This is a genomic window from Dyella sp. SG609 (assembly GCF_012275375.1).
Classification (GTDB): Bacteria; Pseudomonadota; Gammaproteobacteria; order Xanthomonadales; family Rhodanobacteraceae; genus Dyella_D; species Dyella_D marensis.
Window position 1 is genome coordinate 369,421 of record NZ_JAAZQJ010000004.1, and the last position, 12,750, is coordinate 382,170.

Below are 12,750 nucleotides of genomic sequence, written 5' to 3' on the forward strand. Positions count from 1 at the left end.
GCGGGCATGAGCTTCCCGCCTTCCTCGCCCGCCGGCTTCGCCGCGCCCACGCTGAACTTCGCCACCGCGGCGCTGAACACGCGCATCGCCTTCCTGGTGGAGCTGGCGCGGCGCCTGCACCAGTACGGCACCTCGGCGCCGCGCCTGGAAATGGCTATCGCCGGTTCGGCGGCGCGGCTGGGGCTGGCGGCGGAAGTGTGGTCCAGCCCGACCGCCATCATCATTTCCTTCTCCGACCAGGCGCAGGGCGACGACGGCGTGGCCCAGGTGACCCAGGTGATGCGCCTGCCGCCGGGCGACGTGAATCTCGCGCGCCTGTGCCAGGCCGACCTGATCGCCGACCAGGTGATCGCCGGTCAGATCGAATTGCGCGAAGGCTTCCGCCTGCTGCGCGAACTGGGCCGGCCGGATACGCGCCGCGCGCAGGCCGGCGTGATCGCCAGCTATGGCCTCGCCGCCGCCAGCATCGTGGCGCTGCTGCTGCACAGCTCCTGGGCCGACCTGCTGACCACCGCGGTGATCGGCCTGATGATCGGCACCATCAGCGTGCTGTCGGCCACGCGCCCGCGCCTGGCGGTGGCGAGCGAGGCGATCTGCGCGCTGGTCGGCACGGTGTTCGCGATCCTGGTCAGCGCGCTGGTGGTGCCGCTGGCGATCAAGTCGGTGATCCTGGCCGGCCTGATCATGCTGATGCCCGGCATGGCGCTGACCACGGCGGTGCGCGAGATCTCCAGCCAGCATCTGGTGGCCGGCATGGCCAGGATGGGCGGCGCGCTCGCCACCTTGCTCAAGCTGACCTTCGGCACCGTGGCCGGCGCGCAGCTGTGTGCGGCGGTCGGTATCTATCCACGCGACTTCTCCTTGCCGCCGCTGCCCGCCTGGACCGAGCTGCCCGCGCTGCTGGTGGCCGCGATCGCCTTCGCCATGGCGTTCCGCGCGGCGCGGCGCGACTGGCTGGTGGTGATGGGTGCGGTGGTGGTGGGTTATGCGTCCACGCGCTGGGGCGGCCTGGTCGCGGGGCATCTGCCGGCGGCGCCGTTCGGCGTGTTTCTCGGCGGCTTTCTGCTGGGCGCGCTGTCCAATGTTTATGCGCGCTTTGCGCACCGGCCGGGCGCGGTGGTGCGCGAGCCGGGGATTATCCTGCTGGTGCCCGGCAGCGTAAGTTTCCGCAGCGTGTCGTATCTGCTGGAGCGCGATACGGTGCTGGGTTTCGATACCGGCGTATTGCTGGTGACCCTGCTGATTTCGCTGGTGGCCGGCTTGCTGTTCGGCGACCTGCTGGTGGCGCCGCGGCGTTCGCTGTAGCCGCCGCGATTAACCAGCCGGGTGCGCCGGGTTAATGCCGGATGCGGTGACGCGTTGCAGATGTTCCATGTTGCATAAACGATGCACTTCGAATGACGCGAATGGAAAAGAAAACGCCGGCGCAAGGCCGGCGTTTTCTTTTACGCGGAGCGCGGCGATCAGATCGCCAGGTCCTTTTCCTTCTTGCCCGCCTTCAGCGCGTCGTTGAACCAGCGCGGACGCTTGCCGCGGCCGGACCAGGTCTGCTCCGGATCGGCCGGGTTGCGGTACTTCGGCGGCACGATGCCGCCGCTCTTGCGCGGGCCCTTGGCCGCGCGGCCCTGGCCGAACACGTCGTCGAACGCGAAGCCTTCGGCCTTGATCAGGGCGTGGATCTTTTCACGCAGCTTGACGACCTTGTCCTTGCGCAGTTCGGTCTGGCGCGACTGCGCCTTGGCGATCAGGTCGTTGAGCTGGTTATGGTTGAGATTCTTGATATCGACAGCCATGACTACTCCCGGGTGATGAGCCATTAACGGCATTATGGTTGTTTTAGGTGCAATGGATCGAATCGGTATTGCGCGGGGGATTCTGGATGATCCGTTCGGGAATTGCAAAATACCGGAGTTATTCCCCGGTAATGCACTTGCGCCAGCTTTACGGGGCATTATTCATCCGATTCCTAATTCGGAAGCGGATGATTAACCCGTAATTGGGCGGGACGGCCTGGCCTGGCTGCCGTTTTTCACGCCTTGCGCGTCACAAAATTGAGAACGGCCGCACAAGGCGGCCGTTCTGCGCACACTTCACCCGGAAAGAATCAGCCGAGCAGGGAGAACAATTCCTCGGTATTAATCGCCCGGGCTTCCGCCTCATGGCGCGCCCGGTATTCCAGCGTGCCGGCGGCGATGCCGCGCTCGCTGACCACCACGCGGTGCGGAACGCCGATCAGCTCCATGTCGGCGAACATCGCGCCGGGGCGCAGGCCGCGGTCGTCCAGCAGCACCTCGATGCCGCGCTGCCGCAGCTGCGCGTACAGCGCCTCCGCGGCCTGGGTGACCTCGGGCAGGCCCTTGGGATTGATCATGCACACGGCCACGCGCCACGGCGCCATGGCTTCCGGCCAGATGATGCCGGCCTCGTCGTGGCACTGCTCGATGGCGGCGGCCACGATGCGGCTGACGCCGATGCCGTAGCAGCCCATCAGCATCACCTGGGCCTTGCCGTTCTCGTCCAGCACGGTGGCCTTGAGCGCTTCGGCGTACTTGCCGCCGAGCTGGAATACATGGCCGACCTCGATGCCGCGGCCCATGCGCAGGCTGCCCTTGCCGTCCGGCGAGGGATCGCCGTCGACCACCTTGCGGATGTCTTCGACACGGGTGACGCGGGCATCGCGCTCCCAGTTCGCGCCGGTGTAGTGGGTGCCGTCCTGGTTGCCGCCGCAGACGAAGTCCGCCAGCACGGCGGCGCTGCGGTCGACGATCACGGGGATCTCCGCCGGCAGGCCGGCCGGGCCGATAAAGCCGGGGCGGGTGCCGGTAACGGCGAGAATCTCCGCCTCGGTGGCCAGCACCGATTCGCCCGGCATCTCGGCCAGCTTGCCGGCCTTCACTTCGTTGACCTCGTGGTCGCCGCGCACGCACAGCGCGACCAGGCCCTTGCTGCCCTGGACCAGGATGGTCTTGACGCACTGGCTGGGCTCGACCTTGAGGAAGGCGGCCACTTCGTCGATGGTCTTCTGCGCAGGCGTGTCCACGCGCTTGAGTTCGGCGGAAGGCGCCGGACGCGCGGCGGCGGGCGCCAGCGCCTCGGCCTTCTCGATATTCGCGGCGTAATCGGAACCATCCGAGAACACCAGGGCATCCTCGCCGGAATCGGCCAGCACCTGGAATTCGTGGCTGGCATTGCCGCCGATGGCGCCGGTGTCGGCCTGCACCGCGCGGAACTTCAGGCCCAGGCGGGTGAAGATGCGCGCGTAGGCGTCGTACATGGCCTGGTAGGTCTGGCCCAGGGATTCCTGCGTGAGGTGGAAGGAGTAGGCGTCCTTCATCACGAACTCGCGCGCGCGCATCACGCCGAAGCGCGGGCGGATCTCGTCGCGGAACTTGGTCTGGATCTGATAGAAGTTGACCGGCAGCTGCTTGTAGCTCTTCAGCTCGTTGCGCGCGAAGTCGGTGATCACCTCTTCGGCGGTGGGCGCGTAGCAGAACTCCTGCTCCTTGCGGTCCTTGATCTTCAGCAGCTGGCCGCCGAACTTCTGCCAGCGGCCGGTTTCTTCCCACAGCTCGCGCGGCTGGATGGTCGGCATCAGCAGCTCGATCGCGCCGGCGCGGTCCATTTCCTCGCGCACCACCTGCTCGACCTTGCGCATCACGCGCAGGCCCAGCGGCGCCCAGGTGTACAGGCCGGCGGCGAGCTTGCGGATCATGCCGGTGCGCAGCATCAGCTGATGGCTGGCGATCTCGGCGTCGGCGGGCACTTCCTTGACGGTGGCCAGGTGGTATTGGCTGAGGCGCATGCGGGGGGCGTTCCGGCGGGTAAAGAAGCCGAGTATAGCGATTCCCGATTGGCCTGATTTCCTCGATCTTCCCAAGGCGAACCCTTCTCCCTTCGGGAGAAGGTGGCGGCAGCCGGATGAGGGTGCGGGCGGAGCGGTGCACATCAATCTCGCGCTCCGCCCGCACCCTCACCCCAACCCCTCTCTCCCACAGGGACTACCTACGGGTCGCCAGGGGGAGAGGGGTTCAACGTCGCGGCGATCGATGCGCGGCTTACTCGTTCGGGCAGTACTGCTTGTACTGCGCCTCGGCGGTGGACTGCTGCTGCTTGCGCTGCGCGTCGTCCAGCACCTTGGCCTGGTTGCCTTCCTGCACCACCACCGGCTTCTTGTCGCGCAGGATGTCCAGGTTGCCCTTGAGCGTGCTGCAGAGCTTCTTGCGGTTTTCCGGGGTGTCGGCCACCGGCGCCTGGGCCGGCCCCTCGGCGGAGCCGGTGGTCTGTTCGCGGCCGCTGCCTTCCTTGGCCGGCTGGGCCGGCGCGGACGACGAGGACTGCGGAATGCCGGACAGGGTGATCTTCTTGGACGTGCCGCCCTTCGGCGGCGGGGTGTCGGAGTAGTGCACGGAGCCGCTGGCGTCGGTCCATTTGTAGACCTGCTGGGCCGCGGCCGGCAGGGCGAAGGCCAGGGGGGCGAGCAGCAGGGCGGCGGCGATCAGCGGGCGACGCATGGTCTTCTCCGGGGAAACTGGAAGGCGGGACAGGGCGGAAAAACGTTCGGCGCCCTTGTTAGCACCCGCACGGATAGGACTCAAGCGATGGTTTACACTGCGCGCATTCCGTCACGGATTGATCCATGAGCGAGACCACGCCCGTCCGCCCGCCGCGCCACCGGGGCATCTACCTGCTGCCCAACCTGTTCACCACGGGAGCCATGTTCGCCGGCTTCTACGCGATCGTGGCCAGCATCGGCGGCAGCTACAGCGACGCGGCCATCGCGGTGTTCGTGGCCGCCGTGCTGGACGGCATGGACGGCCGCGTGGCGCGCCTCACCGGTACGCAGAGCGAATTCGGCGTGCAGTACGACTCGCTGTCCGACCTGGTCAGCTTCGGCCTGGCGCCCGCGCTGGTGATGTACACCTGGTCGCTGTCCACGCTCAAGGCCTATGGCCCGCTGTGGGGCAAGCTGGGCTGGGCCGCCGCCTTCATCTATGCCGCCTGCGCGGCGCTGCGCCTGGCCCGCTTCAACACCCAGGTGGGCGTGGCCGACAAGCGCTATTTCCAGGGCCTGGCCAGCCCGGCCGCCGCCGCGGTGTGCATGTCCTTCGTGTGGAGCATGGACAAGTTCGGCGTGGGCGGCGACGAGCTGTGCTTCTTCACCCCGTTCATGGCGGTGCTGGTGGGCCTGCTGATGGTCAGCCGCTTCCGCTACTACAGCTTCAAGTCGCTGCCGATGGGCGAGCGCGACCGCGTGCCGTTCCTGTGGATCATCGTGGGCGTGCTGATCCTGATCCCGTTCCTGGTCGATCCGCCGCGCGTGCTGTTCGTGGTGTTCACCCTGTACCTGCTGTCCGGCCCGGCCCTCACCTTGTGGGGCCGCGCCACCCGCCGCCGCCGCGGAGCGGCATGAGCGCGATGGCGCCGTCTAGTTCCATGCATCGTTCGCGCGTGCTGCGCGCACTGGGCGTCACCCCGTGGGTGCGGCGCGACGCGCCGTCGATGCCGTCCACGCCCACGGATGATGCGCCCGCCGCGGAAACCGCCGCCGGCCGTTGCGTGGTGCTGCTGCCCGCCGGCTGCGAGCCGCGCGCGCTGGACCTGCTCGGCCGCGCGCTGACCGCCTTCGGCCCCGCGCTGGCCCGTGCCGCGCGCATCGAGGTGCGCGACGGGCGCCTCGCCGCCGTGCCGCTGGCCAAGGCCTACCTGGTGTTCGGCGAGGCCCAGGCGCATGCGCTGGGCCGCGAATTGCCCGCGGCGATGCTGCAGCAGGCGCATATCGTGCTGGCCGACGAGCCCGGCGCGGTGCACGGTTCCGGCGCCGGCAAGCGGCGCTTGTGGACGGCGCTGCGCAGCCTGCGCCGCGCCCTGGCCGAGACCGCGGGCTGAGGCCATGGTCGCGGTCGCACGGCCCCATGCCGAAGTCCGCGCCATGCGCCGCGAAGACCTGCCCGGCGTCGCCGCGCTGGAACGCGCTGCCTACGACTTCCCGTGGAGCGAAGGCATCTTCGGCGACTGCCTGAAAGCCGGGCATCCGGCCTGGGTGCTATGGGTGGAAGGCGAGATGGCCGGCTACGGCGTGCTCTCCGTCGCCGCCGGCGAGGCCCACGTGCTCAACCTGTGCATCAGCCAGAACCACCGCGGCCTGGGCCTGGGCCGGCACCTGCTGCGCCGCCTGCTGGACGTGGCGCGCTGGAACGGCGCCGAGCGGGTGTTCCTGGAAGTACGCCCGTCGAATCCGGTGGCGCAGACCTTGTACCGCTCGATCGGCTTCGAGGAGATCGGCCGCCGGCCGAATTACTACCCGGCGAAGCAGGGCAGGGAAGACGCGATCGTCATGGCGCTGGATTTCGCCGCGCCCTGACGCGCTTCTTGCTCCCTCTCCCCTCCGGGGAGAGGGTTGGGGTGAGGGGCCGGGCGGAGCGTTGAGCTGAGGGTCATTACAAGCCCAAAAAGCTTTTGCTCACTCCGTAGAAGCGTTATCGCGAGCACCCGCCCCTCATCTGCCTGCCGGCATCTTCTCCCCGAAGGGGAGAAGAGTTCACTTAGCCAAGCTTCAACAACTGCTCCCGCAACGCACTCAACTGCGTGCCCCAATCCGCAATGCGCTGACGCTCCTGCGCCACCACTTCCGCCGGCGCATTCGCCACGAAGTTGGCATTGCCCAGCTTGCCCTCGCACTTCCTGATCTCGCCTTCGATACGGCCGATCTCCTTGCCCAGGCGCGTCTTCTCCGCGCCCACGTCGATCAGCCCGGCCAGCGGAATCAGCACGCGCATCGAACCCACCACCGCGGCCGCGGCGGCCGGCTCGTCCACGCCGGCGTCGATCCACTGCGGCGCATCCACGCGCGCCAGGAAGGCGATCTGCGCGGCGAATTTCGCGGCGCGCGCGCGATCGGCGGCGTCGCCGTCGGCCAGCAGCAGCGGGATGGTCTTGCCCGGCGCGATATTCATTTCCGAGCGGATGCGGCGGATGCCGCTCAGCACGTTCTTGAACCACTCGACTTCGGCGGTGGCCGCCTCGTCGGCCGCGATGTCGCCGGCCTTGGGCCACGGCCGGCGCAGCAGGGCCGCCTCGGTGAGGCCCAGCAGCGGCGCCACCGACTGCCAGATCTCCTCGGTGATGAACGGCACGATCGGATGCAGCGCGCGCAGCACCGTCTCCAGCACCACCAGCAGGGTGCGGCGGGTGGAAGCGGCGGCGGCCGCGTCGTCGCCGTTGAGCGCCGGCTTGGACAGTTCCAGGAACCAGTCGCAGTACTCGTTCCAGACGAACTCGTACAGCTCCTGCGCGAGCAGGTCGAAGCGGTAGGTAAGGAAGTGCTGTTCGACGTCGCCCAGCGTTTGCTTGAGGCGCGTGAGGATCCAGCGCTCCGCTTCCGTCGCCGGCGGCGTGCCGGCCGCGGCGATGGCGCCGTTCTCCACGTTCATCAGTACGAAGCGCGCGGCGTTCCACAGCTTGTTGCAGAACGCCTTGTAGCCTTCGGCGCGCTTGATGTCGAAATTGATGGTGCGGCTGTAGCTGGCCAGCGCGGCGAAGGTAAAGCGCAGCGCGTCGGTGCCGATCGCGGGAATACCGGCTGGGTAATCCTTGCGGATGCGCTTTTCCACTTTCTCGCGCACCTGCGGAATCAGCAGCGACTTGGTCGACTTCTCCACCAGCGGCTCCAGTTCGATGCCGTCGATCAGGTCCAGCGGGTCCAGCGTATTGCCCTTGGACTTGGACATCTTCTGGCCTTCGGCGTCGCGCACGATGGCGTTGATGTACACCTCGCGGAACGGCACCTGGCCGGTGAAGTATTTGGTCGCCATCACCATGCGCGCGACCCAGAAGAAGATGATGTCGAAGCCGGTGACCAGCACCGCGCTGGGCAGGAAGATCTTGTCCGCCTGCCAGTCGGCCACCACTTCGCCGCGCTCGTTCTTCACCGGGCCGTCCGCCGGCCAGCCGAGCGTGGAGAACGGCCACAGCGCGGAACTGAACCAGGTATCGAGCACGTCCTCGTCCTGGCGCAGCGCGCCGACCGGCGGCACCGCGGCATGCGCGCGCGCGTCGGCTTCGTTCTCGCCCACGAAGATGTTGCCGGCCTCGTCGTACCACGCCGGAATGCGATGGCCCCACCACAGCTGGCGGCTGATGCACCAGTCCTGGATGTTCTCCAGCCACTGCGTGTAGGTGGTGCTCCAGTTCTCCGGCACGAACTTGATTTCGCCCGAGCGCACGGCATCCAGCGCCGGCTCGGTGATCGCCTTGCGGCCGTGGTCGCTGGTGAGGTCGACGAACCACTGGTCGGTGAGCATCGGCTCGATCACCGCGTCCGAGCGCTGGCTCACCGGCACCTGCAGCTTGTGCGGTTTGGTTTCGACCAGCAGGCCTTCGGTTTCCAGGTCGGCCAGCACGCGCTTGCGCGCTTCGAAGCGGTCGAGGCCGCGGTACTGTTCCGGCGCGTTCTCGTTGACCTTCGCGTCCAGCGTGAAGATGTTGATCGGCGCCAGGTTGTGGCGCTGGCCGATGGCGTAGTCGTTGAAGTCGTGCGCCGGCGTGATCTTGACGAAGCCGGTGCCGAATTCGCGGTCGACGTAGTCGTCGGCGATCACCGGAATCTCGCGGTTCGACAGCGGCAGGCGCAGCATCTTGCCGACCAGGTGCGCGTAGCGCTCGTCTTCCGGATGCACCGCCACGGCGACGTCGCCGAGCATGGTTTCCGGACGCGTGGTGGCGACGACGACGCTGTCGCTGTTGTCAACGGTGTAATAGCGGATCGACCACAGGTGGCCGTCGCGCTCCACGTTGTTCACTTCCAGGTCCGACACGGCGGTGCCCAGCGCCGGGTCCCAGTTCACCAGGCGGTTGCCGCGGTAGATCAGCCCCGCGCGGAACCACTCCACGAACACCTTGCGCACCGCGGACGACAGCCCCTCGTCCATGGTGAAGCGCTCGCGCGACCAGTCGGCGGCGACGCCCAGGCGGCGCATCTGGTTGGTGATGGTGGAGCCGGATTCCTCCTTCCACTGCCACACGCGCTCGACGAAGGCCTCGCGGCTCAGGTCGTGGCGGGTCTGTCCGGCGGCGGCAAGCTGGTTCTCCACGATCTTCTGCGTGGCGATGCCGGCGTGGTCGGTGCCGACCTGCCACAGCGTGTTGAGGCCGCGCATGCGCTGGTAGCGGATCAGCATGTCCATCACGGTCTGCTGGAACGCATGGCCCATGTGCAGGGTGCCGGTGACGTTCGGCGGCGGCAGCAGGATGCAGTACGGCTCGCCGTGTCCCGAAGGCTGGAAGTCGCCGCTGGCTTCCCAGCGCGCATACCACTTCGACTCGATCTGGCGGGGCTCGAAACTCTTGTCCATCGGGGGCTCGTCATGGCGCGCCGGGGTGGGCGCGTGGGTGGGAACGGGATAAAGACCCTGGATTGTAAGGGTGGGGGCTGGGGGCTGCCAAAAACAGGCTGGGGCGGACCTGTCCGGATGCGAACCCTTCTCCCTGCTGGGGAGTACGCGGGGAGGGCACAGGGATGTGCCCGGCTCTGAGGAGCGAGGAAGGTGGCGGCAGCCGGATGAGGGGTCGGGGCTCGCGACGGGAGATCGACAGGGCGAGGCTTGCTTGCTGCTCCCGCTTCTACGCTCCGGCCGACCCCTCACCCCGGCCCTCTCCCCGCAGGGGAGAGGGGGTACGTCTTCAGGCCCTGGCGCGTACTACGCGGCCATAGGCATGCACTTCATCCACCAGCACCTTCACGTGCTCCGGATCCACCTCCGGCGTAATGCCATGCCCCAGGTTGAACACATGGCCCGGGTGGTTGCCGAAGCTGTCCAGCACGGCGCGCGCCTCGCGGCGGATGGTCTCGGGGTTGGAACGCAGCACGGCGGGGTCGAGGTTGCCCTGCAGGGCCACGCGGCCGCCGACGGCGGCGCGGGCGTCGGCCAGGTCGATGGTCCAGTCCACGCCCAGGGCGGCGCAGCCGGTGTCGGCCATCGCCGACAGGTGGCGGTGGGCGCCCTTGGAGAACAGGATCACCGGCAGCTCGCGCGCATGCGCGTCGGCCTTCAGCGCATCGACCACCTGGGCCATGTAGCGCAGCGAGAACTCGCGGTACGGCGCGGGGCCGAGCATGCCGCCCCAGGTGTCGAACACCATCAGCGCCTGCGCGCCGGCCGCGGCCTGCGCGGCGAGATAGGCGGCCACCGAGCGGGCCAGCGTGTCGAGCAACTGGTGCGCGAGCTTCGGCTCGTTCCAGCACATGGCCTTGAGCGTGGCGAAATCGCGCGAGCCTTCGCCTTCGACCATGTAGCAGGCCAGCGTCCAGGGGCTGCCGGAGAAGCCGATCAGCGGCACGCGGCCGTGCAGCTCGCGGCGGATCGTGCGCACCGCATCCATCACGTAGCGCAGCTCGCCGTCCATGTCGGGCACGCCGAGCTTGTCGACGTCGGCCCGCGTGCGCACCGGATGCGCGAACTGCGGACCCTCGCCCTGCGCGAAGCTGAGCCCCAGGCCCATCGCGTCGGGAATGGTGAGGATGTCGGAGAACAGGATCGCCGCATCCAGGTCGAAGCGCTCCAGCGGCTGCAGGGTCACTTCGCAGGCCAGTTCCGGCGACTGCGCCAGCGCCATGAAGCTGCCGGCGCGGGCGCGGGTGGCGCGGTATTCCGGCAGGTAGCGGCCGGCCTGGCGCATCACCCAGATCGGGGTGGTGTCGGTGGGTTCGCGGCGCAGGGCGCGCAGGAAGCGGTCGTTCTTCAGGGGTTCGCTCATTTCAACGTCCGTACGGGCCGTCCATGCCCTGGCTGAACATCAGGCGGTAGCCGCGCTTGAGCTGCGCGTCGCGCGCCTTCTCGAACGCCGCGATGGCGTCGTCGCGCTCCAGGAATTGCTCGCGCTTGAGGCTGGCCTTGCCGCCCTGCACGCCGGTCTCGCGGTACAGCGTCCAGCCGCCGAGCAGATCCTGCTCCAGCACGATCTGGACGTAGCGGGGCGCTTCGCCGGAGCTGGGCGCGGTTTGCAGGTAGAGGCGCATGGAAGGCTGCATGGTGGATAGGGGGCGGTGGGCCGCGAGTTGGGCATTCTAGCCAGAAGGCGGGCCTCAGGCCGAAGTCGCCTCGCGCAGCGTGGCCAGTACTTCGCCTTCGTCCACCCCGCCGACGATCTCCGCCCGCCCGATGCCGCGCCACAGGATCAGCCGCAGCGTGCCGGCGGTGTTCTTCTTGTCCAGGCGCATCAGGGCGAGCAGGGCCTGCGGGTCCATGCCGGCGGGAATCGCGGTGGGCAGGCCCAGCCGTTCCAGCAGGCGCTGCAGGCGCGCGGTATCCGCCGCGACGCTCATGCCCAGCCGCTCGGACAGGCGCGCGGCCAGCAGCATGCCGACCGCCACGCCTTCGCCATGCAGCAGGGCGGTGTACTTGCCGGCGGTTTCCAGCGCGTGGCCGAAGGTGTGGCCCAGGTTGAGCAATGCACGTTCGCCTTGCTCGGTTTCGTCGCGGGCCACCACGCCGGCCTTGTACTGCACCTTGCGCGCGATCGCCTCGACCAGCGGTGCGGTGTCGCGCGCGGCCAGTGCGTCGGCCTGCTGTTCCAGCCACTCGAAGAACGGCAGGTCGCCGATCGCCGCGCCCTTCACCACCTCGGCCAGGCCGGCGCGGTATTCGCGCTGCGGCAGGGTGGCGAGGGTGTCGATGTCGGCCACCACCGCGCGCGGCTGGTGGAAGGCGCCGACCAGGTTCTTGCCGGCCGGCAGGTTCACGCCGGTCTTGCCGCCGACGGAGGAATCGACCATGGCCAGCAGGGTGGTCGGCATCTGGATGAAGTCGATGCCGCGCATCCAGCAGGCCGCGCTGAAGCCGGCCAGGTCGCCGACCACGCCGCCGCCCAGCGCCACCACGCAGGCGTCGCGGGTGGCGCCCAGCCGGGCCAGTGCGTCCAGTGCGCGGCCCACGTTGTCGAAGGTCTTGTGCGCCTCGCCGTCGTCGAGCAGGAAGGCCGACCACTGCAGGCCTTCCAGCCCCGCGGCCACGCGCTCCAGATACAGCGGCGCCACCGTGGTGTTGCTGATCACCAGCGCATGGCGGCCGCGCAGCATGGCGCGCCAGCGCGCGCGGTCGCCGAGCAGGCCGGGGCCGATCCATACGGGATACGCGCGCTCGCCGAGGGCGACGTCGATGCTGCGCGGGGAAGAGGTGTGGTGGTTCATGCTCATGCGGCCTGCTGGCGCTGCCAGTGCTGGTCGATCAGGGCGATGCTGCGTTCGCTGGCGGCGAGCACGAGTTCGTGCTCGCCGGGGATCACCAGGTCGGCGACATCGGCATACAGCGGCGTGCGGATGCCCGCCATGGATTCAAGCTTCGCGCGGCGGTCCTCGCCGGCCAGCAGCGGGCGGCTGCGGTCGCGGGCCAGGCGTTCGAGCTGCTGCTCCACCGTGGCCTGCAGCCACAGCACGTAGCCGCGCTCGGCCAGCAGCCGGCGGTTGGCCGGGTCCAGCACGGCGCCGGCGCCGGTGGCCAGCAGCACGCCGCGGCGCGCGCTGCACGCTTCCAGCAGGGTGCTTTCGCGGCGGCGGAAGCCGGCCTCGCCTTCCAGTTCGAACACGGTGCTCACGGTGGCGCCGCAATGGCGCTCGATTTCCTGGTCGAGATCCAGGAACTCCAGCCCATAATGCGCCGCCAGCCGCCGGCCGATCGACGTCTTGCCGGCGCCGGTCGGACCGACCATGAACAGGTTGCACGAGGGATTCATATGCCGACTTTAACAGCAGGCCAC

12 protein-coding genes are annotated in these 12,750 nt (G+C 68.7%); 4 read left to right on the top strand and 8 right to left on the bottom strand.

Translation table 11 applies throughout. The annotated features are described in order from the left end of the window. The first annotated feature begins 6 nt into the window (after positions 1–6). A complete protein-coding gene (locus FHW85_RS10140) occupies positions 7–1,305 on the top strand; it encodes a threonine/serine exporter family protein (protein WP_167252326.1) in 1,299 nt (432 codons plus the stop codon). 158 nt (positions 1,306–1,463) lie between these two features. On the opposite strand, the gene FHW85_RS10145 is transcribed toward FHW85_RS10140, so the two are convergent. The 3 genes from FHW85_RS10145 to FHW85_RS10155 form a co-directional block, all read right to left on the bottom strand. Continuing rightward, positions 1,464–1,793 carry an H-NS histone family protein gene (locus tag FHW85_RS10145; protein ID WP_167252325.1) on the bottom strand — a complete coding sequence of 110 codons (330 nt, stop codon included), beginning with the start codon at positions 1,791–1,793 and terminating at the stop codon, positions 1,464–1,466. Between the two features lie 311 nt (positions 1,794–2,104). Further along, entirely contained in the window at positions 2,105–3,802 is a 1,698-nt protein-coding gene (locus tag FHW85_RS10150; protein ID WP_168648147.1) for a proline--tRNA ligase, read from the bottom strand. Between the two features lie 253 nt (positions 3,803–4,055). Then, entirely contained in the window at positions 4,056–4,511 is a 456-nt protein-coding gene (locus FHW85_RS10155) for a DUF4124 domain-containing protein (RefSeq protein WP_167252323.1), read from the bottom strand. A 125-nt stretch (positions 4,512–4,636) separates the two neighbouring features. On the opposite strand from FHW85_RS10155, the gene FHW85_RS10160 reads away from it, so the two are divergent. Genes FHW85_RS10160 through rimI form a run of 3 tightly spaced genes read left to right on the top strand, consistent with a single transcriptional unit; the run spans position 4,637 to position 6,361 of the window. Further along, on the top strand, positions 4,637–5,410 hold the full coding sequence (locus tag FHW85_RS10160) for a phosphatidylcholine/phosphatidylserine synthase (protein WP_167252322.1): 774 nt from the start codon (positions 4,637–4,639) through the stop codon (positions 5,408–5,410). 23 nt (positions 5,411–5,433) lie between these two features. Continuing rightward, positions 5,434–5,886: a hypothetical protein gene (locus FHW85_RS10165; RefSeq protein ID WP_246866713.1), complete on the top strand. Its 453-nt coding sequence runs from the start codon at positions 5,434–5,436 to the stop codon at positions 5,884–5,886. 4 nt (positions 5,887–5,890) lie between these two features. Then, positions 5,891–6,361 carry a ribosomal protein S18-alanine N-acetyltransferase gene (gene rimI / locus FHW85_RS10170; protein WP_167252320.1) on the top strand — a complete coding sequence of 157 codons (471 nt, stop codon included), beginning with the start codon at positions 5,891–5,893 and terminating at the stop codon, positions 6,359–6,361. A gap of 181 nt (positions 6,362–6,542) precedes the next feature. On the opposite strand, the gene FHW85_RS10175 is transcribed toward rimI, so the two are convergent. The 5 genes from FHW85_RS10175 to FHW85_RS10195 all read right to left on the bottom strand — a co-directional run bounded on the left by FHW85_RS10175 (position 6,543) and on the right by FHW85_RS10195 (position 12,726). After that, positions 6,543–9,350 carry a valine--tRNA ligase gene (locus FHW85_RS10175; RefSeq protein ID WP_168648149.1) on the bottom strand — a complete coding sequence of 936 codons (2,808 nt, stop codon included), beginning with the start codon at positions 9,348–9,350 and terminating at the stop codon, positions 6,543–6,545. A 328-nt stretch (positions 9,351–9,678) separates the two neighbouring features. Beyond that, positions 9,679–10,752: a uroporphyrinogen decarboxylase gene (gene hemE, locus FHW85_RS10180; protein ID WP_168648150.1), complete on the bottom strand. Its 1,074-nt coding sequence runs from the start codon at positions 10,750–10,752 to the stop codon at positions 9,679–9,681. Position 10,753: 1 nt separating this feature from the next. Next, the gene (locus tag FHW85_RS10185; RefSeq protein WP_167252317.1) at positions 10,754–11,014 is read right to left on the bottom strand and encodes a WGR domain-containing protein; all 261 of its coding nucleotides are present in this window, start codon (positions 11,012–11,014) and stop codon (positions 10,754–10,756) included. Between the two features lie 66 nt (positions 11,015–11,080). Then, complete coding sequence (gene aroB, locus FHW85_RS10190; protein WP_246866714.1) at positions 11,081–12,190, bottom strand: 3-dehydroquinate synthase; 1,110 nt, start codon at positions 12,188–12,190, stop codon at positions 11,081–11,083. Beyond that, the gene (locus FHW85_RS10195; RefSeq protein WP_168648151.1) at positions 12,187–12,726 is read right to left on the bottom strand and encodes a shikimate kinase; all 540 of its coding nucleotides are present in this window, start codon (positions 12,724–12,726) and stop codon (positions 12,187–12,189) included. The genes aroB and FHW85_RS10195 overlap by 4 nt, the downstream gene beginning before the upstream one ends. Positions 12,727–12,750: the final 24 nt, after the last annotated feature.

Bases quoted from the DNA above. Each gene is read 5' to 3' on its own strand.
- FHW85_RS10140 (WP_167252326.1), top strand. From the start codon at position 7: ATGAGCTTCCCGCCTTCCTCGCCCGCCGGCTTCGCCGCGCCCACGCTG.
- FHW85_RS10145 (WP_167252325.1), bottom strand. From the start codon at position 1,793: ATGGCTGTCGATATCAAGAATCTCAACCATAACCAGCTCAACGACCTG.
- FHW85_RS10150 (WP_168648147.1), bottom strand. From the start codon at position 3,802: ATGCGCCTCAGCCAATACCACCTGGCCACCGTCAAGGAAGTGCCCGCC.
- FHW85_RS10155 (WP_167252323.1), bottom strand. From the start codon at position 4,511: ATGCGTCGCCCGCTGATCGCCGCCGCCCTGCTGCTCGCCCCCCTGGCC.
- FHW85_RS10160 (WP_167252322.1), top strand. From the start codon at position 4,637: ATGAGCGAGACCACGCCCGTCCGCCCGCCGCGCCACCGGGGCATCTAC.
- FHW85_RS10165 (WP_246866713.1), top strand. From the start codon at position 5,434: ATGCATCGTTCGCGCGTGCTGCGCGCACTGGGCGTCACCCCGTGGGTG.
- rimI (WP_167252320.1), top strand. From the start codon at position 5,891: ATGGTCGCGGTCGCACGGCCCCATGCCGAAGTCCGCGCCATGCGCCGC.
- FHW85_RS10175 (WP_168648149.1), bottom strand. From the start codon at position 9,350: ATGGACAAGAGTTTCGAGCCCCGCCAGATCGAGTCGAAGTGGTATGCG.
- hemE (WP_168648150.1), bottom strand. From the start codon at position 10,752: ATGAGCGAACCCCTGAAGAACGACCGCTTCCTGCGCGCCCTGCGCCGC.
- FHW85_RS10185 (WP_167252317.1), bottom strand. From the start codon at position 11,014: ATGCGCCTCTACCTGCAAACCGCGCCCAGCTCCGGCGAAGCGCCCCGC.
- aroB (WP_246866714.1), bottom strand. From the start codon at position 12,190: ATGAGCATGAACCACCACACCTCTTCCCCGCGCAGCATCGACGTCGCC.
- FHW85_RS10195 (WP_168648151.1), bottom strand. From the start codon at position 12,726: ATGAATCCCTCGTGCAACCTGTTCATGGTCGGTCCGACCGGCGCCGGC.